The sequence below is a fragment of the Bradyrhizobium sp. CCBAU 45384 genome (assembly GCF_028128665.1).
Taxonomy (GTDB): Bacteria; Pseudomonadota; Alphaproteobacteria; order Rhizobiales; family Xanthobacteraceae; genus Bradyrhizobium; species Bradyrhizobium manausense.
Window position 1 is genome coordinate 424,303 of the sequence record NZ_LBIZ01000119.1, and the last position, 20,416, is coordinate 444,718.

The window sequence follows — 20,416 nt, forward strand, 5'->3', positions numbered from 1 at the left end:
CGCCTGGCAAGGCGCGGATGGCCGGGACAAGCCCGGCCATGACGTTGTGGATGCCGTCAGCGCCCCCGAACGCGCACCTGCCTTAGCGGCTCGCCGCCTCGCTGATCCGCCGCTTGATCTTGGCGGCGCTGGCCTTGAGCAATTCGGACGGCTGCTGGCCGGTCGCGGCGCACAGGCAGGCCCAGTAGTAGATAACGTCGCCGAGCTCTTCGACGAGACCCGCCTTGTCGAGCCAGTCGTCACGCAGGAGTTTCTTGATGTGCTCGGCGACTTCGCCCGCTTCGCCGGCGAGGCCCAACCCGAGATAGGACAGCCGCTCGTTCGAGGGATGCTCATCGACTTTCGCAATGGTTGCAGCCCAGGCCGCATATTCATCGATCGTCATGACCATCCCCCGCAGCTCGCGTCTGATCAGCCCACCACTTCGGTGACGGGCTGGAGATCGATCTCAAACGTCTCCAAAAACTTTGACGTCATGATGTAGAATCCGACCGAGAGCTGCAACTCGACCAGTGCGGCCGGCGTCAGCTTCGCGGCGATTGCCCTGAAGGTCGCATTGGTCGGCTTCTTCAGCTTGACGATCTCGTCGGTGAAGGCGAGCGCGGCGCGCTGCGTCTCATCGAAACAGTCGGCGGCCTGCCAGTTCTCCAGCGCCTCGTTCTGCGCGTCGGTGACGCCGACATTCTTGCCGATGCGCTTGTGCGCGATGATCTCGTACGGCGCCTCGCACAGAATGCCGGTGCGCGTGATCGCAAGCTCGCGCAGAACAGGATCGAGCTCGCCCTTGTGCCTGATGGCGCCGCCGAGCCGGCAATACTGCTCAAAATAGCTCGGCGAATGCGCCATCATGCGGAAAATGTTGGCGTTGCGGTTTTTGTCGAGGATTTCGCGGGTGCGGTCGGACGCCTTGGACGGATCGCTGTAGTCGATACGGGCCATGATTTACCTTGGGTTTTTCCTGACGCCTTTGAGGCTTATTGTCGTTACCGGAATAAGTTCCGAAAAACTCTATTCGCAGCCCGACGCAGGAGCAACATTATCGAGTCAAATTGCCGCCGCATTGCTGATCGACGCTGGCACAGTCGATATTCGCCGCGTGGGGACTTAATTGCGGTGAATACTCGAAGTGGGGTGTTCCGAGTAAAAACAATTGACCGTCTTTGCGCTTGACCGCGCAACGATGAGTCATGCCCAAGTCTAGGGAGAAAACGGCATGAAGGAAGCCTCCAAGGGGGCAGCCTCGGAAGCGCTCGCGCATATGCTGGCGGTGATGGCGATGCTCGTCATCGCCAGCATCATGTTCTACGCGCGCTGAGTTCGAGGTTTACGGTTTTCGTCATTCCGGGGGGCCCCCTCGGGACCGCGCAAAGCGCGGCCCTGGCAGGCCAGGCCCAGAATTCCCGTTCCAGGCTCGGTCCCACGACCGCCCCCGAATGACGAAATCCCACGTTGGCTGCCGTAGCCCGGATGGAGCCAACGGGTCGGCGCGAAGCGCCGCCCGATGACAGGCTCCGCGCAATCCGGGAAAATCTATCCGCGAGGTGAGATTCCCGGATTTCGCTGCGCTCCATCCGGGCTACAGCATCCCAATCCCACTATTTCTCTTTGGCGAAGTACGGCACGAGCTTACCGGCAAACGGCCTGAAGCTCGCCGTGACCGCATCGCCGATGGCCAATCCGTTATCGCCATGGGCCATCATCCGAAATCCTTCGGCGCAATCGACGAGGAGGATGTTGTAGGGCACGTGCGCGCGCGTCTCGGGCGTGGCGGCGCGGCAGACCAGAGAGGTTGCGTAGACCCTGCCCTTGCCGCTGGCGCGCGCCTCGCGCGGACCTGCGGCTCCGCACGCGGCGCAGAAAGCGCGGTGGAAATACTGGACATGACCGCACGCGGCGCAGGCCTGGTAGGTAATGGCCTCTTCGCCCCTGGTCCAATCAGCCAAGCGCTCGCTCATCGCACTTGCTCCAGAAACATGCTGACATGGGACGACAGCACGCCGCCGTCGCCGTGCAGCAGCGCAATCGAGGCGTCACGCACCTGGCGATTCGCTGCCCGGCCCGTCATCTGCAAATGCGCCTCGACCAGATGCGCCATGGCGCCGCCGACGCCGCAATGGCCGTAGCTGAGCAGGCCACCATGAGTGTTGAGCGGCATCTCGCCGTCGCGGCCGAAATGCCCCGATCGCACGCGCGCAGCCGCCTCGCCTCGTCCGGCAAGGCCAAGGTCTTCCAGCAGCATGGCCAGCGTGATGGTGAAACTGTCGTAGATCGCGGCGTAACGCACGTCTGATATTGCCAGCCCCGTAGCCTCCTTCGCGCGCGCGATGGAGATTTCGGCGCCGAACTCGCTTAAGCCTGGTGCGGCGGTGACGTGCTGATGCGTATGCGCCTGCGCGCAGCCGCGGATCCGCACGCCCGCCTCGCCGGTTCGCTCCCGGCTGATCACAAACGCAGCGCCGCCGTCGGACACCGGGCAGCAATCCAGCAGCTTTAACGGCATCGCCACTGGCTTCGAGGCCATGACATCGGCCACCGTGATGGGATCGCGGAATTGCGCCCCAGGATGGGTGCAGGCGTGCGCACGCATCAGCACGGCGAATTCGGCAAGGTCTTCTTCGGTCACGCCGTATTCGTGCATGTACCTGCTGGCAACGAGGCCGTAATAGGCGGGGATGGTCGGACCGAGCGGCACCTCGTAGTCGGGGTGGCCGACCTGCGCCAGCGCCTGGATCGAGGCATCGCGGCTCTGCCCGGTCAGGCGGTTCTCGCCGGCGACGACGAGCACATTGCGGCAGACACCTGATACGACGAGGTGATGGGCTAGCATGGTCATCGCAAGGCCCGTCGCGCCGCCGACCTGCACGGCATGGGCGTAAGACGGGCGGATGCCAAAATGCTCGGCGAAAACAGTCGCCAGCATGATGTGCGGCGAGACGGTGGAATAGCCGCAGAGGATGCCGTCGATCTCGGCGCGCTTGAGGCCGGCGTCGTCGAGCGCAGCTCGCGCCGCCTTGCTCATCAGGTCGAGCGAGGACGAGCCTTCGTGCTTGCCGAAAGACGTGAGGCCAACGCCGGTGATGAAGCTCATGGCGCGCCCCCATCGTCATTCCGGGGCGGTCCAAAGGGCCGAGCCCGGAATCGCGAGATTCCGGGTTCTCGCTTCGCGAGCCCCGGAATGACGGCGGAGAGAGCCTTCGCCATATCTTCCCCCTACTCCGGTGCCGCGCGTGTGACGCCGTCGCGGACCATGGCGGCGATCTCGCCCTCGGAGTAACCGATCTCGCGCAAGATCTGCGCGCCGTGCTCGTTGAGGCGTGGCGCCAGCCGCACCGGCTCGGCCGCGGTCTCCGACCAGCTCGCCGTCACCTTCATGCTGCGGATCGGGCCTTCGGTCGGATGGTTGACGACGGGGAAGAAACCGGTCGCTTCGAGATGCTCGTCGTGCAGGATCGATGCGAGGTCGTGCATCGGCATGACGGGCACGTCGGCCCTGGTCAGCAGCTCGATCCATTCAGCCGTGGTGCGCGTCTCGAAGATGCGGGCGAGCTCGGCATAGACGACATCGATATTGGCGGCGCGCCCCGCAAAGGTCGCGAATTTGGGATCAGCGCGCAGGTCATCGCGCCCGGTCGCCTTGAAGAAATTCTCCCACTGCTTGTCGTTGTAGACGATGACGCTGAGATAACCGTCCGAGGTCTTGTACGGCCTGCGGTCGCGCGAGAGGTGGCGGGCATAGCCGCCCTTGTCGAGCGGCGGCTCGTAAGTCAGCCCGCCCATGTGGTCGCCCATGACGAAACCGGCCATGGTCTCGAACATCGGGATGTCCAGACGCTGGCCGTGGCCGGTACGGTCGCGATGCACGAGGCTGGCACAGATCGCGCCGACGGCGGTGAGGCCGACGATGCGATCGACCAGCGCGTTCGGCACGTAGCGCGGCACGCCGTCGCCGGTCTGCGCCATCAAGGCCGGCAACGCGGTTGCGCCCTGGATCAGATCGTCATAGGCGGGTTTTGCCGCGTATGGCCCGTCCTGGCCGAAGCCGAACACACCGGCATAGACGAGCCGCGGATTGATCGCGGAGACCACGTCATAGCCGAGCTGCAGCCGCGCCATTGCCTGCGGTCGGACGTTGTAGACGAGAACGTCGGCATCCTTCAGCAACCGCAGCACGGCCTCGCGGCCAGCGGGCTTCTTCAGGTCGAGGCAGATCGAACGCTTGCTGCGGTTGGTGTTGAGGAACACCGGCCCCATGCCGGCATGCCGCATCGGGCCGATCAGGCGGGTGACGTCGCCGTCGAGCGATTCCACCTTGATGACGTCGGCCCCGTAGTCGCCGAGCATCTGGGTCGCATAAGGCCCCATCAGCACGGTGGTCATGTCGACGACCTTGATGCCCTTCAGCGGCCCCATTGGTTCGCTCCCGATTGCGCGGGCTCTCCCGCGATTTCGGTCCAGCTAAGGGGAGTGGTGGCGCATGCGCAAGGGCGGCCGGCGAATAGCCGCATGCGCGCGGACGCGGCCGCTATTTCTTCTGGCGGGATTCGCGGATCTTCATGAGACGCTCGAGCTCGTCGTTCTGCTGGTTGATGCGGTCGGCGATGCGCGACTCGTTCTGCTCGCCGGAGGCGGCGGCGGCCTGCTCGATCAGCTGGCGGATATTATCCTCGAGAATCGCGATGCGATCGTTGAGGGCTTCGATAGAGAGTGAATCTTCGTAGTTAGTGCTCATGATGCTTTTCCGCAAATCAATCAGGAGCCGTAGGGTGGGCAAAGCGAAGCGTGCTCACCATGATCTACCGCAAGGAAATGGTGGGCACGGCGCTTTTGCGCCTTTGCCCACCCTACAAGAGTCGAACCTTACTTCAATGGCTCGAGAACCGAGACGTAGTTGGCAACGGCCGCGCCGCCCATGTTGAAGATGCCGCCGAGCTTGGCATTCTTCAACTGCATGCCCTCGGGCGCCTGCCCGGCCAGCTGCATCGCGGTCATCACATGCATGGAGACGCCGGTGGCGCCGATCGGGTGGCCCTTGGCCTTCAGGCCGCCGGACGGATTGACCGGCAGCTTGCCGTCCTTGAGCGTCCAGCCTTCCTTGATGGCGCGGGCGCCCTGCCCCCTCGGCGTCAGTCCCATTGCTTCGTACTCGATCAGCTCGGCCACGGTGAAGCAGTCATGGGTCTCGACGAAGGAGAGATCGGACAGCGTCACGCCCGCCTTCTCCAGAGCGCGCTGCCAGGCGACCGTGCAGCCCTCGAACTGAAGGATGTCGCGCTTGCTCATCGGCAGGAAATCCTGGGCATGCGCGGTGGCGCGGAAGCCGATCGACTTGCTCATGGTCCTGGCGGTCTCGGTGTCGGCCAGCACCAGCGCGGCGGCGCCGTCGGACACCAGCGAGCAGTCGGTGCGCTTCAGGGGACCGGCGACGTATGGGTTCTTCTCGCTCTCGGCGCGGCAGAAGTCGAAGCCGAAATCCTTGCGCATCTGGGCGAAGGGATTGGCGACGCCGTTCTTGTGGTTCTTGGCCGCGATCAGCGCCAGCGCATCGGACTGATCGCCGTATTTCTGGAAGTAGGAGCTGGCGATCTTGCCGAACACGCCGGCAAAGCCGCCGACGGTGTCGCCGTCCTCGGGCAGGTACGAGGCCTTGAGCAGGTTCTTGCCGATCTCCGGCCCCGGTGTGCGGGTCATCTGCTCGACGCCGACGACCAGCACGATTCTGGCCGCGCCTGCGGCGATCGCGCGCAGGCCCTGATGGACGGCAGCCGAGCCCGTCGCACAGGCGTTCTCCACACGGGTGGCCGGCTTGAAGCGCAGCTTCGGGTCGGCCTGCAGCACCAGCGAGGCGGTAAAATCCTGCGCCGAGAAGCCGGCGTTGAAATGGCCAAGCACGATCTCGTCGACATCGGAGGCCGAAATGCCGGCATCGGCCATCGCCTCATTGGCGACCCGGGTGACGAGGCTCTCGACGGTCTCGGTATCGAACTTGCCGAACGGCGTATGCGCCCATCCGACGATGCTGGCAGTCATGGTCTTCTCTCCCTGGCGGTCTCTTGCTGACCTAAGTCTTAGCCCAGGGAGGGCAAGACTTCACGCGGGTTTAAGGGCCTGGAGGGTGCGCTGGCAGATGGCAGTTATGCCGGCCCAGTTCCCGGCCCTGATCTCCGCCGTCGGGCACAGCCAGGAACCACCGACACAGACCACATTGGGCTCGGCGAGCCAGGTCGCCGCATTGGCCTCACCGACCCCGCCGGTTGGGCAGAACCGGACGTTCGGGAACGGCCCGCCAAGCGAGCGGAGACCCTTGATGCCGCCGGCCTGCTCGGCCGGGAAGAATTTTGCGACGTCGAAGCCGTAGGACAGCGCCGTCATGAGCTCGGAGGCGGTCGCGATGCCCGGTGCAAACGGCAGGGAGCTATCGGCGGCGACCTTGAGGAGGTCGGGGGTCAGGCCCGGGCTGATGCCGAAGGCGACGCCGAGCTTCTCGACCCGGGTGAAGTCAGCCGGATTGAGGATGGTGCCGATCCCGACCACCGCGTCGGGGACCTCGGCCATCATCGCCCGCGCCGCCTCGATCGCGACAGGGGTGCGCATGGTCACCTCCAGCGTGCGGACGCCGCCGGCCACCAGGGCTTTTGCCAGTGGCACGGCGTCCTGGATCCGCTCGATGGTGAGGACGGGAATGACGGTCGCCGCCTTGAACAGCGCGACGAGGTGGTTCTGTTGGGCGGCAGTGGGCATCTTCTGGGTCTCGTTGACTTGGTCGCGTGACTTCGTGGCTCTACTTCGTGGCTTGGCGTGTGGTCGCAGGCCGGTGCCGCTTCTTCGGCGGCATGGCATAGCCCGGAATGATGGCGCCGGGATAGCAGATCACGAGACTGGCGAGGCGATGGCCCGATTGGGCCGCCTCGACCGGATCGGAACCACCGAGGCGGGCCGCGATATAGGCTGCGGCAAAACTGTCACCGGCCGCCGTGGTGTCGACGACGGGCTTTGTCATGGGTTCAGCGCGGACCTCGCTGGTACCACCGGGGTAGCGCAGCCGGCTGACGGGCTCCGCGAGCCGGAACACCAGCTCCGGCGTCGGGATGCGCGCCATCAATTGCTCAGGACTTTCGCCAGGATAGAGCGCGAGCAGATCCTCGGCCGACGTCAGCACGATGTCGGCGGCGGCAAAGGCCGCAGAAAACACCTCGCGGGCGATGTCGCGATCGGGCCAGCCGCGTGCGCGGAAATTGGTGTCGAACACGAAGCGGGTGCCGAGCAGGCGGGCGCGCTTGATCGCCGCAAACAGGCGGTCGCGCCCGGCCTGATCGTAGATCGAGAGCGTGATCGCGGAGAGATAGACGATGTCGTAGCTCATCAGCGAGTTGAGCAACTCGTCGGTCTCCGGCAGGCTCATGAGTTGCCGCGCCGCAGCGCTGTCGCGCCAGTGGTAGAACTGGCGCTCGCCCTTGGCATCGAGCTGGATCATGTAGAGGCCGGGCAGCTTGCCCGGCAGCCGCACCACGCGCCTTGTGCCGACGCCCTCGGCGTTCCAGGCCGCAATCATCTCCTCGCTCATCGCATCGTCGCCGAGCGCGGTGAAATAGTCGACCTTGACGTCGAGCCGCGCCAGATACACCGCTGTGTTGAGCGTGTCGCCGCCGAAGCCGCGCGAGAACAGGCCACCGCCCTGCCCTGCCTGCCCACCCTGAGCCTGTCGAAGCTCGACCATGCATTCACCGATGCAAGCCACGCTCGCCATCGTCATATCCACGCTGTTCATCAGTTACGTCAGGCGACGAAGTTGCCGCCGAGCTCGTCTTCGATGTGAATGCGGATGATGTCGTCAAAGGTCTTCTCGGCCGTGGTGAAGCCGAGCTCGAGCGCCCGCTTTGGGTTGAAATTGCGCGGCCAGCCCCCGACGATGCCGACAATGAAAGGATCGGGCTCCCGCTTGATGCGGGCAGCGACCTTCTCGCCGGCAACGCGCTTCAAGGCGGCGATCTGCTCGCCGACGGTGGCCGACAGGCCCGGCATCGTCAGATTGCGGCGCGGGCCGACCGTGGCGAGGTCCATGGTACCGGCGTGGAGCAGGAAGCCGACCGCCGAGCGCGGCGTCGCGTGCCAGTGGCGGACATCCTCCGACACCGGAAGCACCGCTTCCTCGCCGGCGAGCGGCTTACGGAGGATATTGGAGAAGAAGCCTGATGCCGCTTTGTTGGGCAGGCCAGGCCGGATGCAGATGGTCGGCAGGCGAATGCCGATGCCGTCGAGGAAGCCGCGGCGCGAATAATCCGCAAGTAGGAGTTCGCCGATCGCCTTCTGGGTCCCGTAGCTGAGCAGCGGGGTGTGGAAGAATTCGTCGCCGATCGCATCCGGGAACGGGGCGCCGAACACCGCGATCGACGACGTGAACACCACGCGCGGCTTGTAGCCGCCGCCGACCAGGCGGATGGCGTCGAGCAGCATCCGCGTGCCATCGAGATTGATGCGGTAGCCCTTGTCGAAATCGAGCTCGGCTTCGCCGGAGACGATGGCGGCGAGATGGAAGATCACGTCGGGACGGCCGGCGATCAGCTTTTCGGCAGCGCCCGGCACGGCAAAATCGCCCGAGACAGTCTCGACGGCAAAACCCGCCTTCTCCGGTTTCTTGGGCTCGACCACGTCGTGCATGGTCATCTTGGTGATGTCGCTCTTGCCGAGCCGGCCGTCGCGCAAGAGACGTTCACACAATTTGCGGCCGACCATGCCGGCAGCGCCCAGAACCAGAATGTGCAAGAGCTTAACTCCTTCTTATTGGCCTTATTGGCCGGAACGCGCCGGAACCGACGCGCTGCAACGGCCGGCCGCCATCATTCCTTCACGGCGCCGGTCATCGCCGACACATAATGCTCCACGAAGAAGGCGTAAAGGATAACCAGCGGCAGCGACCCTGCCAGCGCTCCCGCCATCAGCGAGCCCCAGCGATAGATATCCCCGTCCACGAACTCGTTGACGATCGCGACTGGCACCGTCTTGTTGCTGGTCGATTGCAGGAAGGTCAACGCGTAGATGAACTCGTTCCAGCACAGTGTAAAGCAGAAGATGAAGGCCGAGATCAGGCCGGGAATTGCGAGCGGCACGACGATCTTGATCAAGATCTGCCAGCGGCTCGCCCCGTCGATCAGCGCGCATTCCTCGAGCTCGAACGGGATGGTCTTGAAATAGCCCATCAACAGCCAGGTCGAGAACGGGATCAGGATGGTCGGATAGGTCAGGATCAGCGCCAGCGGCGAATCGAACAGGCCATACTGATATACGACGGTGGCGAGCGGAATGAACAGGATCGACGGCGGCACCAGATAGGCGAGGAAGATCAAGCCGCCGACGAGATTGGCGCCCTTGTAACGCAAGCGCACGATGGCGTAGGCGGCGAACACCGAGGCGACAATCGAGAGCACCGTGGCGCAGATCGCCACGTACATCGTGTTCCAGAGCCAATGCGGATAGTAGCTCTCGAACAGCAGCTTGTGGAAGTGCTTGAAGGTCGGATTCCAGGTCCAGAACGGATTGTACTTGTCGAGATCGAGCAGCTGCTCGTCGGGCTTCACGGAGGTCAGCGCCATCCAGTAGAACGGGAACAGCAGGATGACGACGATGATCGTGAGCGGCAGATACAGCGTCACGATCCTGCGCGGCACCGACTGCAGATAGCTCATACCCTCGCTGTTGTCGACGCGGGGCGGCGTCGACAGCACGCTCTTGAGATCGACTTTGGAAGCAGGAAGATCAGTCATTGCTTTCTCCCTGCTGCCATTTGCGTCGCTGCAGGCCGAACCAGGAGACCATGATCGCGGCGAGCAGGAACGGAATCATGGCGCTGGAAATCGCGGCGCCCTCGCCGAGCTGCCCGGCGATGATCGCGCGCTGATAGGACAGGGTTGCCATCAGGTGGGTGGCGTTGACCGGGCCGCCACGCGTCATCGCCCAGATCAGCTGGAAGTCGGTGAACGTAAAGAGCACGGAGAAGGTCATCACGACCGCGATGATCGGCGTCAGCAGCGGATAGGTGATGTACCGGAAGTTCTGCCAGCGCGTGGCGCCGTCGAGCGTCGCCGCTTCATAGAGCGAGGGCGAGACAGTCTGCAGTCCTGCGAGCAGCGTGATCGCCACGAAAGGCACGCCGCGCCAGATATTGGCAAAGATCACGCAAATGCGCGCCCAGGTTGTATCGCCCAAAAAGTTGATGTTCTGGCTGATCAGGCCAAGATGCCTCAGCGACCAGGAAATGATCGAAAATTGCGAATCGAATATCCACCAGAAGGCGAGCGCGGAGAGTACCGTCGGGACGATGAAGGGGATGAGCACCATCGCGCGCAGCATCGCCTTGAAGGGCATGTGCTCGTTGAGTAGCAGCGCAAGGTAAAGCCCGATGCCGAATTTGAAAGCGCTGGCGACGAAGGTGTAGAGCAACGTGTTGAACACCGACAGCCAGAAAATGGAATCGTCCCACAGCCACTCGTAGTTTTCGGTGGCGATGAAGTGCCCGACCCTGCCGATGCGCGTGTCCGTGAAGGACAGCCAGATTCCGAGCCCGAGCGGATAGGCCAGGAAGAAGATCAGGAACATCATGGCCGGCACCATGAACCAGAAGCCGAGCCAATTGCGGTTGTGCTTGAGCTGGGTCCACGCGCCAGCCTTGCTCATCTGAGGCTTGGCCCGGGAAATTGCGACATCAGCCATGCCCGTTTATCCCTGATCGAAATGTTGAGGGGCGGGCGGCCGAAACCGCCCGCTCCGTGACGTCAGCGATAGATGCGCTTCAACTGCCGTTCGGCTTCAGCCATCGCGCCCTTTGCGTCCTTCGAACCGGTGCAGTAGTTGGCGAACATGTCGACGACGATGAAATCGGCGATCGCGGTGGCCGCCTTCTCGCCGACCGTGCCGATGCCGGATGCTGGCAGGGTGCGCTTGGAGGCCTGCGAGAACACGGTGTTCTTGGGGTCTGCGGTCCAGACCGGCGCCGTCTCATAGGCGTTCAGGGTCTGCGTCAGATAGCCTTGCGCGCCTTCCAGCCACTTCTCGTAGTTTTCCTTCTCCAGCATGAAAGCGATGAAGGCCTTCGCCGCATTCGGATATTTGGTGAAGTTGAAGGAGAGGATCGGCAGAGCAAGCTGAAGCTCGGTTGGCTTGCCGACCGGACCGACCGGATGCAGCGCGTGATAGGTGTCTTCCGCCAGTTCCTTCTTGGTGGGATCGGTCTTGGCGGCAACATAGATCGAAATGCCGTTGAGGGTGCAATAGAGCTCACCGGCCAGGTACGCCTTGTTGTTGGAGGAGTCGTTCCAGGACGGCGTGCCCGGGATGAAGGTGTCGTACAGCGCCTTGCAATACTCCAATGCCTTCGCGGTCTCGGGCGAATTGATGACGATCTTGTCGTTCTGGTCGACCGTGTAGGCGCCGTGGCCCCACAGGATCCAGTGCAGCCAACCATTGGCGTCGCCGCTGGCGTGTCCGAGCGCGAAGCCCGCCGGCGTGTTGTTCGCCTTGAGCGCCTTGCACATCTCGAGGAAGCTCGGGAAATCTTTCGGGAATTCCTTGAAGCCCGCCTTGTCCATCGCCGACTTGCGGTAGGTCATGTAGCCGCCGTTGGTCGCGACCGGGATGCCCAGCCAGTCATCGCCAAGCTTACAGGTCTTTGCTGCAGCGTCCGTCCAGCCGCCATATTTCTTGCCGAGATAGTCGGCGACGTCGTTCATCTTCAGGACTTTGGTCGGGAACAGCTGCGGCAGCGTGTGAAGGCCCCAAGCGACGTCGAGGCCGGAGCCCGTGTTGGCTGCAACGGATGCCTTTGGCTGCACGTCCTCGAAGGACTCGCTGAATACGTTCATTTCGGTGCCGGTGGCCGACTTGAAGGCTGCAACCATGGCATTGAACGCATCATCCTCCGACGGGACGAAACGCTTCCAGCGCATCACGGTGAGCTTCGCACCGGACTCCGCCTTCCAAGGCGAATCCGCAGCCCAGGCTTTCGCGAATTCGAACAGCGCAGGCCCGGTCAGCATGCCGCCGGCGGCCAGTGCCGTTCCGCCCTGAAGCAAAGCCCGGCGGGTGAAGTCTTTCATGTCGTCCTCCCAGTGATGCTTTTTTTTGCTTTGTTCAGGCTAAATTCGTTTGCCTGTCGCCTCGTCAAACAAGTGGATCACGCCCGGATCGGGTTTCAGCTTGACCTTGTCGCCTGGATTGAACTGGTGGCGCTCGCGGAAGACCGCGACGACCTGCTCGCCCCCGAGCTTCGCAAACACCTGCGTCTCCGAGCCGGTCGGCTCGACCACGACGATCTCGGCGTCGGCGCCGTCATCGGCAATGGTGAAATGCTCGGGACGGACGCCGTAAACCACGGGCTTGCCGTCCGAGGCAGCCGGCGCGCTCTTGAGCGGCAGCTTGACGCCGTTTGGTCCTTCGAAGGTCGCAACGCCGTTGACGCGGATATGCCCCTTCAGGAAATTCATGGCCGGTGAGCCAATGAAGCCGGCGACGAACTGGTTTTCCGGCCGGTCATAGAGCTCGAGCGGCGTGCCCATCTGCTCGACGATGCCGTCATGCATCACGACGATCTTGTCGGCCATGGTCATGGCCTCGATCTGGTCGTGGGTGACGTAAACGGTGGTGGTCTTGAGCCGCTGGTGCAGCTCCTTGATCTCGGTGCGCATGGCGACGCGCAGCTTGGCGTCGAGGTTCGACAACGGCTCGTCGAACAGGAAGACCTGGGGATCGCGCACGATGGCGCGGCCCATGGCGACGCGCTGGCGCTGGCCGCCCGAGAGCTGGCGCGGGTAGCGGTCGAGCAACGGCGTCAGGGCAAGAATTTCAGCGGCGCGCTTGACCCGCTTGCCGATCTCGTCCGAGCCGGCGTTCCGCAGCTTCAGCGAGAAGCCCATGTTCTCGGCGACGGTCATGTGCGGATAGAGCGCGTAATTCTGGAACACCATCGCAATGTCCCGCTCCTTGGGCTGGACATTGTTGACGACGCGATCGCCAATCGAGATCGTGCCTGAGGTGATGTTCTCGAGGCCTGCGAGCATGCGCAGCAGCGTCGACTTGCCGCAGCCGGAGGGGCCAACCAGGACGACGAACTGGCCATCCTCGATCGGGATCGAGACGCCGTGCAGGACCTCAAAATTGCCGAACGATTTCCGCACGTCGCGGATTTGCACAGACGACATCTAGCTCCCTCCTTCGACCGAGACGACACATCTCTGCAGCGCCGCCGCGGACTTGTTTTTTCCGAACTTCGCTGACCCGAAGCCCTCTTAACAGGCGACATTGTCAGCAGTTTGTGCGGGTTTGGCAATTTGTCTTTGGTTATTCGTTGCTGGTAGCGCTGTCAACGATCCTTTGTTTGCGGGAATGGCTGTGTTATGAGCAACAAATGGGTCGAAAGCGCACCAAGTCTGGCAAGATTCGGTTGGCGGAAGTCGCCGAGCTGGCCGGCGTCAGCCCGATCACGGCGTCCCGCTTCTTCCGCAATCCCGAGGCGCTCTCGATGGCCAAGCGGACGCGGGTCGAAAGCGCGGCCCGGGAGCTCGGCTATGTGCCCAACCTTGCGGCACGTGCGCTGGCCTCGCAGCGCACCGAAGTGATCGGCGTCTTGATTCCGTCGCTGACCAACAACGTGTTTTCCGACGTGCTGCGCGGCATCTATGACGCGTCCGAAGGCAGCCGTTACTCGATCCAGCTGTCCAACACGCGCTACTCCATTCTCCAGGAGGAGAAGCTGCTGCGGCTGTTTCTGGCACAGAAGCCGGCGGGACTGATCGTCACCGGCATCGACCAGACTACCGAGTCCCGCGCGATGCTTGAGGCGGCCGACTGCCCGATCGTGCAGATCATGGAGATCGGGCCTAATCCGGTCGACATGATGATCGGCTTCTCCCACTATGATGCGGCGCGCGCGGCAATTGCCCATTTGTTCGCGCAGGGCCACCGCAGGATCGGCTTCGTCGGCGCCCGCATGGATCCCCGGGTGCAGCGCCGGCTCGACGGCTATGCTGCAGCCATGAAAGAGGCCGGCCTGTTCGACCAAAGACTGACCGTGACGACGGCTACGCCGACCTCGGTGACGCTTGGCGGCGCGCTGTTCGCCGATCTGATCGCGCGCGAGCCCGACATCGACGCGGTGTTCTGCGCCAATGACGACCTCGCGCTCGGCGTTCTCTTCGAATGCCGCCGGCGCGACATCCCGGTCCCCGACCAGATCGCGATCGTCGGCTTCAACGACCTCGAATTCATGGCCTCCTCGGTGCCGACGCTGACGAGCGTGCGGACCAATCGTTACGAGATGGGCAGCACGGCTGCCGCGATGCTGATTGAAGCGATCGAGGGAAAGCGCCCTGAAAAGCCCGTGCTCGATCTCGGCTTCACGGTGATCGAACGACAGAGTTCGCAAGCACAGCGGCCGACGGCGAGCCCCCGCGCGGGCGAATGGGTGGCCGCCGTACAAAATGATAGCGTTACCAACGACCCGTGAGTAGTATCCCAACCATGAGGAAATGTTCGCCAGCAGGCGGGCCGTCTGACCATGCTCGCGCTGCCGGGCAGCGCACCGATCGACATCCCGAACGTCGGACCGTGCGTTTGCATTGAAGGAGAAACCCATGACAAAAAACCCAACCAATGGGCACGCGCCCGCCGGCAACGGCACCCGCCGCCATCTTCGCTCGCAGGACTGGTTCAACAATCCGCATAATCCGGGCATGACCGCGCTCTATATGGAGCGCTACCTGAATTTCGGCCTCACCCGCGCCGAGCTGCAATCCGGCAAGCCGATCATCGGTATCGCCCAGACCGGCAACGACCTGTCGCCCTGCAACCGCCACCATATCGAGCTGGCCCACCGCGTCCGCGAGGGTATCCGCGAGGCCGGCGGCATTGCGATGGAATTCCCGACCCACCCGATCCAGGAGACCGGCAAGCGCCCGACCGCGGCGCTGGACCGCAACCTCGCTTATCTGGGCCTGGTCGAGGTGCTCTACGGCTACCCGCTCGACGGCGTGGTGCTGACCACCGGCTGCGACAAGACCACGCCGGCCTGCATGATGGCGGCGGCGACCGTCAACCTGCCCGCGATCGTGCTGTCGGGCGGGCCCATGCTGAACGGCTGGCACAATGGCGAGCGCACCGGCTCCGGCACCATCGTCTGGAAGTCGCGCGAGCGGCTCGCCGCCGGCGAGATCGACTATGAAGAGTTCATGGAGATCGTGGCGTCCTCGGCGCCGTCGGTCGGCCATTGCAACACCATGGGCACGGCCTCGACCATGAACGGCCTTGCCGAAGCGCTCGGCTTCTCGCTGCCGGGCTGCGCGGCCATCCCCGCTCCCTATCGCGAGCGCGGCCAGATCGCCTATGAGACGGGAAAACGTATTGTCGAGATGGTCTGGGAAGACCTCAAGCCGTCGGACATCCTGACCCGCAAGGCGTTCGAGAACTGTATCGTCATCAATTCGGCGATCGGCGGCTCGACCAACGCGCCGATCCACATCAACGCGTTGGCCCGACACATCGGCGTCGAGCTGTCGATCGACGACTGGCAGAAATTCGGCCACGACGTGCCGCTGCTGGTCAACATGCAGCCGGCCGGATTCTATCTTGGCGAGGAATTCCACCGCGCCGGCGGCGTGCCCGCGGTGGTGCGCGAATTGATGAAGCACAAGCGCATCCATGAGGACGCGGTCACCGTCAACGGCCGCGGCATCGGCGAGAATTGCAAGAATGCGCCGGCGCCCGACAACGACGTGATCTGGGCCTACGACAAGCCGCTGGTGAAGGACGCCGGCTTCCTGGTGCTGAGGGGCAATCTGTTCGATTCTGCGATCATGAAGACCTCGGTGATCTCCAAGGAGTTTCGCGATCGCTACTTGAGCAATCCGAAGGATCTGAACGCCTTCGAGGGCCGCGCCGTCGTGTTCGAGGGGCCGGAGGATTATCACGCGCGGATCGACGATGCCTCGCTCGACATCGACGAGCATTGCGTGCTGTTCATCCGCGGCACCGGCCCGATCGGTTACCCCGGTGGTGCCGAGGTCGTGAACATGCAGCCGCCGGCGGCGCTGATCAAACGCGGCATCCTGTCCCTGCCCTGCATCGGCGATGGCCGTCAGTCCGGCACCTCGGGCTCGCCGTCCATCCTGAACGCCTCGCCGGAAGCCGCCGCCAACGGCGGCCTCGCGATCCTCAGGACCGGCGACAAGGTCCGCATCGACCTCAACAAGGGCAGCGCCAACATCCTCATCTCCGAGGAGGAACTGAAGAAGCGCCATGCCGAGCTGAAGGCCGCCGGCGGCTTCAAGCATCCGCCGAACCAGACGCCGTGGCAGGAGATCTATCGTAGCACTGTCGGCCAGCAATCGACCGGCGCCTGCATGGAGCTCGCCACGCGCTACCAGAACGTCGCCTCGGCGTTTGGCGTGCCGCGGGATAATCACTGACGCTGTCATTCCGGGGCGCGCGCAGCGCGAGCCCGGAATCCATCAATCCACAAACTTTGCCGCACAATGGATTCCGGGCTCGCGCCAAGAGGCGCGCCCCGGAATGACCAACTCAAAGGGAGAACACCATGGCCAACCGCCTCAAGGGCAAGCGCGCCGTCGTCACGGCTGCAGCGGCAGGCATCGGGCGCGCATGCGCGCTCGCATTCGCGCGTGAAGGCGCAACCGTCATCGCCACCGACATCAACGAGGCCGGCATCGCAAGCCTGACCAAAGAAGGCATCACGGAAGTCGCCAAGCTCGACGTCCGCAACACCGCTGACGTCAATGCCTTTGCAAAACGTATCGGCAAGATCGACATCCTGCTCAACGCGGCCGGCTTCGTGCACCACGGGACCATCCTGGATTGCTCGGAAGAGGATTTCGATTTCTCGTTCGACCTCAACGTCAAGTCGATGCACCGGACCATCAAGGCCTTCCTGCCTGACATGATCGCGGGCGGCGGCGGCAGCATCGTCAACATCTCGTCCTGCGCGGCGCTGCGTCCGCCGGCGAACCGCTACGTTTACAGCTCATCCAAAGCCGCGGTGTCGCTGCTGTCGCGCGCGGTCGCGCTGGACTTCATCACCAAGGGCATCCGTTGCAACGCGATCTGCCCCGGCACCGTCGAGACCCCCTCGATGCTCGACCGCGCCGCAGCCCAAGGGCCGCAGGGCAAGGAGATGTTCATCTCGCGCCAGAAGATGGGCCGGCTCGGCACTGCCGAGGAGATCGCATCCATGGCGGTCTATCTCGGCAGCGACGAGAGCGCCTTCACCACCGGTGTCGACCTCGTGGTTGACGGCGGCTACATGCTCTGACGCCCACCGGATCACATCTGATGAACAAGATTGATCTCAACGACCGCGTCGCCGTCGTCACCGGCGGCGCGCAGGGCTTTGGCCGCGCCATCAGCGAGCGTTTCGTCGCCTCCGGCGCCAGGGTCGCAATCTGGGATTTTGATTCAGATTTGGCCGAGAAGACCGCCGCGGAGATCGGCGACAACGTCCGCGTCTTCAAGGTCGACGTGACCGACACCGCAGGCGTCGAGCAGGCCCGCGATGCGACGCTGGCAGCCTTCGGCAGGATCGACATCCTCGTCAACAATGCCGGCATCGCCGGCGTCAACAAGCCGGTCTGGGAGACCGATCTGGAGGAATGGCGGAAAGTCCTGCGCATCAACCTCGACGGTCCCTTCATCGTCTGCAAGGCCATCGTGCCGGTGATGCTCAAGCAGAAATACGGGCGGATCGTGAACATCGCCTCGATCGCCGGCAAGGAAGGCAATCCGAACGCCTCGCACTATTCAGCCTCCAAGGCTGGCCTGATCGCGCTGACCAAATCGCTCGGCAAGGAGCTCGCCGCGCATGACATTCTCGTGAATGCGGTGACGCCGGCGGCGGCCAAGACCGCGATCTTCGACCAGATGACGCAGCAGCATATCGATTTCATGCTGTCTAAAATCCCCAAAGCGCGCTTCGTGCTGGTGGAAGAACTGGCGGCGATGGTCGCATGGCTCGCATCCGAAGACTGCGCGTTCTCGACCGGCGCGGTGTTCGATATCTCGGGTGGACGGGCAACCTATTGAGGACACCATGATCCGGGAAGGTGGATGCCTGTGCGGCGCAGTACGGTTCAAGGCGGAGGGCGAACCGCTGAACGTGCGCATCTGTCACTGCCGCATGTGCCAGAAGGCGATGGGCTCGCCCTATTTCGCCCGCGCCCAGTTCGACCAGAAGGCGCTGACAGTCGAGGGTGAGACCGGCCGCTACAAGTCGTCTGAGGCGATCGACCGCGTGTTCTGCAAGACCTGCGGCACGCGGCTGTTCTCCTGGCGGCGCAACGGCACGCTGGCCGGCGTCGCGCTCGCGACCTTCGACGACCGCAACGCCTTCGCGCCGACCGAGCACATCTGGGTCTCGGAAAAGCTCGCCTGGGTGAAGCTCGACGACGGCCTGACGCAGTATGAGACGACGATCCCGGCCTGAGGTCAGGGCTGCCTTGAAACGGTGATGCTTGCCGCCCGCACGCGCTTTCCCGTTGTCGTGGCTAACCAAATCCCTGCGAACACCGCGACAATGCCGGCCGCGAGGTTCCAGCGCAGCGGCTCATGCAGCAGCCAGGCGCCGACCAGCGATGCCGTGATCGGATTGACCGTGACCGAAATCGCCACGCGCGTCGGCGTGGTCCGCTCCAGCGCGAAGGCCCAGAGATAGAAGGTCAGCGCCGCGCCGAAGGCGCCGAGATAAAGCGCAGCCAGCCATTGGGGCGTGCCGAAATCTGCAACGGGCGCGAAGCTGCCTCGAAAACTTGAAAGCAGGATGAGGCAGAGACCGCCCGCGGCCATGCTCATGGTCGTAAACCCGATCGGGCTGGAGCGCCGGATCAGCGGCTTCGACCAGATGCCATACAGCGCCATGCACAGCGCAGCCGCCATCATCAGAAGATCACCGCGCCAGGCCCCTGACGGCGCCGAGCTCAAGTCAGAGAGAAGCGCGACGGCAACGCCTGATGTTGCCACGACGACACCAATTGACTTGCGCCAGGTCAGGGCTTCGCTGCCGAGCGCGGCGCCAATCACGAGCGACAACAGTGGCAGCGTCGATAGCGCGAGCGCGCCGCGCGCGGCTGTCGTGAAGATCAGCGATGCATTGAACAAGATTGGAAACAGCGCGAAAAACAATATGCCGAGCCCGACGGTAGCCGCCCAGTCATCGCGCTCCAGCCAGCGGTCGCCGCGCAGCAGGGTCAGCGGCAGTAGCAGCAGAAAGCCAATGCCAAACCGGAATGAGCCAATCGCCAGCGGATCGATGCTGCCGACGAGATAGCGCGTCGCGCCAATCGAGGTGCCGCCCAGCGCGCTCGATAGCACCGCGGCCAGAACGCCGAAAATCTCGCTCACGATTGCTCCCTGACGAACGCGCTGACGAACAGCATACGGGCCGTGTCAAAACTGAGAATGGAATTTCCGTCATGCTGGGATAACGTTCCGTCATGACCGCGCCCGACCTCGATCCCGATCTGCTGAGGGCTTTTCTCGCCGTCGCCGAGCATCGCTCGTTCACTCGCGCGGCCGATCGGCTCAACCGCACACAGTCCGCGGTGAGCGTGCAGGTCAGGCGCCTCGAGCAGCGGCTCGGCACAAAGTTGTTTCAGCGCAATCGGGACGGCATCGTGCAGACCGCCGCGGGCAAAGAGCTGCGCGCCTATGCCCAGCGTATCCTTGCCCTTCATGCGGAAGCGGTCGACGCCTTGCGCTCGCGCAAGCCCGAGGCGGTCATTCGCCTCGGCGTGATGGACGATTATGGCACGATCGTCGTTCCGCCGCTGCTGGCGAGCTTTGCCAACAATCATCCGACCGTCAGGGTCGAGGTCGAGACCGGGCTGACCGCCACCATGCCGGCCCGCCTCGGCGAGGCCTATGACCTCGTCATCGCCATGCATCCGGAAGGGCGTGGCGAGGGCGAGCTGTTGCGGCGCGAGCAGGCCGTCTGGGCAGCCGCCGCCGCTTGTCGTGCCATGGCGGAAGACACCCTGCCCGTCGCGCTCTACCCGCCGGGCTGCCTGTTCCGCCAATGGGCCGCGGAAGCACTTGATCACGCCGGCCGGCCCTGGCGGCTCGCCTTTGTCAGCCGGACGACGGCGGCGGTGGAAGCGATCGCAGCGGAAGGCCTTGTGGTGACCGTCGTGAAGGCCGGCACCCTGCCGCGCCGCCTTCGACCTCTCGGCTTACGCGACGGCCTGCCGCCGCTGCCGGTGGCGGACATCCGCCTCCATTGCGCGCGCGGCCTATCGCGCCCGGCGGCACTGCTCGCCGATCATCTGCAGCGTGGCATTTCGGAACCGGCCACCCTATGTTGAGCTGAAGCATTGCTGCACCGCCTGACGGTCGTCTGCAAGGCGACAGGCACAAACAGGCTGGATGCGAC

At 63.9% G+C, this 20,416-nt stretch carries 21 protein-coding genes; 6 read left to right on the forward strand and 15 right to left on the reverse strand.

What is annotated here, in order from left to right:
* Positions 1–82 precede the first annotated feature (82 nt).
* The 14 genes from XH80_RS38620 to XH80_RS38685 form a co-directional block, all read right to left on the reverse strand.
* Positions 83–385, reverse strand: coding sequence for a nucleoside triphosphate pyrophosphohydrolase family protein (locus XH80_RS38620; RefSeq protein WP_057759035.1), 303 nt, complete (start codon positions 383–385; stop codon positions 83–85).
* A gap of 26 nt (positions 386–411) precedes the next feature.
* A complete protein-coding gene (locus tag XH80_RS38625) occupies positions 412–939 on the reverse strand; it encodes a carboxymuconolactone decarboxylase family protein (RefSeq protein WP_271603139.1) in 528 nt (175 codons plus the stop codon).
* Positions 940–1,595: 656 nt separating this feature from the next.
* Positions 1,596–1,955 (reverse strand): Zn-ribbon domain-containing OB-fold protein, encoded by a 360-nt coding sequence (locus XH80_RS38630; RefSeq protein WP_271603140.1) that lies wholly within the window; start codon positions 1,953–1,955, stop codon positions 1,596–1,598.
* The gene (locus XH80_RS38635) at positions 1,952–3,088 is read right to left on the reverse strand and encodes a thiolase family protein (RefSeq protein ID WP_271603141.1); all 1,137 of its coding nucleotides are present in this window, start codon (positions 3,086–3,088) and stop codon (positions 1,952–1,954) included. The genes XH80_RS38630 and XH80_RS38635 overlap by 4 nt, the downstream gene beginning before the upstream one ends.
* A gap of 122 nt (positions 3,089–3,210) precedes the next feature.
* Positions 3,211–4,410, reverse strand: coding sequence for a CaiB/BaiF CoA transferase family protein (locus tag XH80_RS38640; protein ID WP_271603142.1), 1,200 nt, complete (start codon positions 4,408–4,410; stop codon positions 3,211–3,213).
* Between the two features lie 112 nt (positions 4,411–4,522).
* Positions 4,523–4,729 (reverse strand): hypothetical protein, encoded by a 207-nt coding sequence (locus XH80_RS38645; protein ID WP_057758191.1) that lies wholly within the window; start codon positions 4,727–4,729, stop codon positions 4,523–4,525.
* Between the two features lie 128 nt (positions 4,730–4,857).
* Positions 4,858–6,027 carry an acetyl-CoA acetyltransferase gene (locus tag XH80_RS38650; RefSeq protein ID WP_271603143.1) on the reverse strand — a complete coding sequence of 390 codons (1,170 nt, stop codon included), beginning with the start codon at positions 6,025–6,027 and terminating at the stop codon, positions 4,858–4,860.
* A 60-nt stretch (positions 6,028–6,087) separates the two neighbouring features.
* The gene (eda, locus tag XH80_RS38655) at positions 6,088–6,738 is read right to left on the reverse strand and encodes a bifunctional 4-hydroxy-2-oxoglutarate aldolase/2-dehydro-3-deoxy-phosphogluconate aldolase (RefSeq protein ID WP_271603144.1); all 651 of its coding nucleotides are present in this window, start codon (positions 6,736–6,738) and stop codon (positions 6,088–6,090) included.
* Between the two features lie 40 nt (positions 6,739–6,778).
* Complete coding sequence (locus tag XH80_RS38660; protein WP_271603145.1) at positions 6,779–7,744, reverse strand: sugar kinase; 966 nt, start codon at positions 7,742–7,744, stop codon at positions 6,779–6,781.
* A gap of 29 nt (positions 7,745–7,773) precedes the next feature.
* Entirely contained in the window at positions 7,774–8,760 is a 987-nt protein-coding gene (gene denD, locus XH80_RS38665; protein ID WP_271603146.1) for a D-erythronate dehydrogenase, read from the reverse strand.
* Between the two features lie 74 nt (positions 8,761–8,834).
* The gene (locus XH80_RS38670) at positions 8,835–9,758 is read right to left on the reverse strand and encodes a carbohydrate ABC transporter permease (protein WP_271603147.1); all 924 of its coding nucleotides are present in this window, start codon (positions 9,756–9,758) and stop codon (positions 8,835–8,837) included.
* Positions 9,751–10,668 carry a carbohydrate ABC transporter permease gene (locus tag XH80_RS38675; protein WP_442868668.1) on the reverse strand — a complete coding sequence of 306 codons (918 nt, stop codon included), beginning with the start codon at positions 10,666–10,668 and terminating at the stop codon, positions 9,751–9,753. Before XH80_RS38675 ends, XH80_RS38670 begins: the two co-directional genes overlap by 8 nt.
* 98 nt (positions 10,669–10,766) lie before the next feature.
* Positions 10,767–12,086, reverse strand: a complete 1,320-nt coding sequence (locus tag XH80_RS38680; RefSeq protein ID WP_271603149.1) for an ABC transporter substrate-binding protein — start codon at positions 12,084–12,086, stop codon at positions 10,767–10,769.
* Between the two features lie 39 nt (positions 12,087–12,125).
* Positions 12,126–13,187, reverse strand: a complete 1,062-nt coding sequence (locus XH80_RS38685; protein WP_271603150.1) for an ABC transporter ATP-binding protein — start codon at positions 13,185–13,187, stop codon at positions 12,126–12,128.
* Between the two features lie 206 nt (positions 13,188–13,393).
* Here XH80_RS38685 and XH80_RS38690 point away from each other — a divergent pair, with 206 nt between their 5' ends.
* From XH80_RS38690 to XH80_RS38710, 5 genes are all read left to right on the forward strand, one after another.
* Complete coding sequence (locus XH80_RS38690) at positions 13,394–14,491, forward strand: LacI family DNA-binding transcriptional regulator (protein WP_271603151.1); 1,098 nt, start codon at positions 13,394–13,396, stop codon at positions 14,489–14,491.
* Between the two features lie 127 nt (positions 14,492–14,618).
* Positions 14,619–16,448, forward strand: a complete 1,830-nt coding sequence (locus tag XH80_RS38695; protein ID WP_271603152.1) for an IlvD/Edd family dehydratase — start codon at positions 14,619–14,621, stop codon at positions 16,446–16,448.
* 128 nt (positions 16,449–16,576) lie between these two features.
* Positions 16,577–17,308 carry an SDR family oxidoreductase gene (locus tag XH80_RS38700; protein ID WP_271603153.1) on the forward strand — a complete coding sequence of 244 codons (732 nt, stop codon included), beginning with the start codon at positions 16,577–16,579 and terminating at the stop codon, positions 17,306–17,308.
* A 20-nt stretch (positions 17,309–17,328) separates the two neighbouring features.
* On the forward strand, positions 17,329–18,075 hold the full coding sequence (locus XH80_RS38705) for an SDR family NAD(P)-dependent oxidoreductase (protein ID WP_271603154.1): 747 nt from the start codon (positions 17,329–17,331) through the stop codon (positions 18,073–18,075).
* A 7-nt stretch (positions 18,076–18,082) separates the two neighbouring features.
* Positions 18,083–18,475 carry a GFA family protein gene (locus XH80_RS38710; protein WP_057758215.1) on the forward strand — a complete coding sequence of 131 codons (393 nt, stop codon included), beginning with the start codon at positions 18,083–18,085 and terminating at the stop codon, positions 18,473–18,475.
* 2 nt (positions 18,476–18,477) lie between these two features.
* Here the strand turns inward: XH80_RS38710 and XH80_RS38715 are convergent, their stop codons facing one another.
* Positions 18,478–19,389, reverse strand: a complete 912-nt coding sequence (locus XH80_RS38715; protein WP_271603155.1) for a DMT family transporter — start codon at positions 19,387–19,389, stop codon at positions 18,478–18,480.
* Positions 19,390–19,481: 92 nt separating this feature from the next.
* On the opposite strand from XH80_RS38715, the gene XH80_RS38720 reads away from it, so the two are divergent.
* Positions 19,482–20,348 carry a LysR family transcriptional regulator gene (locus XH80_RS38720; protein ID WP_271603156.1) on the forward strand — a complete coding sequence of 289 codons (867 nt, stop codon included), beginning with the start codon at positions 19,482–19,484 and terminating at the stop codon, positions 20,346–20,348.
* The last annotated feature ends 68 nt before the right edge of the window (positions 20,349–20,416 follow it).

Coding starts and splice junctions, on each gene's coding strand:
- XH80_RS38640 (WP_271603142.1), bottom strand. CDS start 4,410: ATGGGGCCGCTGAAGGGCATCAAGGTCGTCGACATGACCACCGTGCTG.
- eda (WP_271603144.1), bottom strand. CDS start 6,738: ATGCCCACTGCCGCCCAACAGAACCACCTCGTCGCGCTGTTCAAGGCG.
- XH80_RS38620 (WP_057759035.1), bottom strand. CDS start 385: ATGACGATCGATGAATATGCGGCCTGGGCTGCAACCATTGCGAAAGTC.
- XH80_RS38675 (WP_442868668.1), bottom strand. CDS start 10,668: ATGAGCAAGGCTGGCGCGTGGACCCAGCTCAAGCACAACCGCAATTGG.
- XH80_RS38670 (WP_271603147.1), bottom strand. CDS start 9,758: ATGACTGATCTTCCTGCTTCCAAAGTCGATCTCAAGAGCGTGCTGTCG.
- XH80_RS38645 (WP_057758191.1), bottom strand. CDS start 4,729: ATGAGCACTAACTACGAAGATTCACTCTCTATCGAAGCCCTCAACGAT.
- XH80_RS38690 (WP_271603151.1), top strand. CDS start 13,394: ATGGGTCGAAAGCGCACCAAGTCTGGCAAGATTCGGTTGGCGGAAGTC.
- XH80_RS38685 (WP_271603150.1), bottom strand. CDS start 13,187: ATGTCGTCTGTGCAAATCCGCGACGTGCGGAAATCGTTCGGCAATTTT.
- XH80_RS38650 (WP_271603143.1), bottom strand. CDS start 6,027: ATGACTGCCAGCATCGTCGGATGGGCGCATACGCCGTTCGGCAAGTTC.
- XH80_RS38635 (WP_271603141.1), bottom strand. CDS start 3,088: ATGAGCTTCATCACCGGCGTTGGCCTCACGTCTTTCGGCAAGCACGAA.
- XH80_RS38680 (WP_271603149.1), bottom strand. CDS start 12,086: ATGAAAGACTTCACCCGCCGGGCTTTGCTTCAGGGCGGAACGGCACTG.
- XH80_RS38625 (WP_271603139.1), bottom strand. CDS start 939: ATGGCCCGTATCGACTACAGCGATCCGTCCAAGGCGTCCGACCGCACC.
- XH80_RS38660 (WP_271603145.1), bottom strand. CDS start 7,744: ATGGCGAGCGTGGCTTGCATCGGTGAATGCATGGTCGAGCTTCGACAG.
- XH80_RS38700 (WP_271603153.1), top strand. CDS start 16,577: ATGGCCAACCGCCTCAAGGGCAAGCGCGCCGTCGTCACGGCTGCAGCG.
- XH80_RS38695 (WP_271603152.1), top strand. CDS start 14,619: ATGACAAAAAACCCAACCAATGGGCACGCGCCCGCCGGCAACGGCACC.
- XH80_RS38705 (WP_271603154.1), top strand. CDS start 17,329: ATGAACAAGATTGATCTCAACGACCGCGTCGCCGTCGTCACCGGCGGC.
- XH80_RS38710 (WP_057758215.1), top strand. CDS start 18,083: ATGATCCGGGAAGGTGGATGCCTGTGCGGCGCAGTACGGTTCAAGGCG.
- XH80_RS38720 (WP_271603156.1), top strand. CDS start 19,482: ATGACCGCGCCCGACCTCGATCCCGATCTGCTGAGGGCTTTTCTCGCC.
- XH80_RS38630 (WP_271603140.1), bottom strand. CDS start 1,955: ATGAGCGAGCGCTTGGCTGATTGGACCAGGGGCGAAGAGGCCATTACC.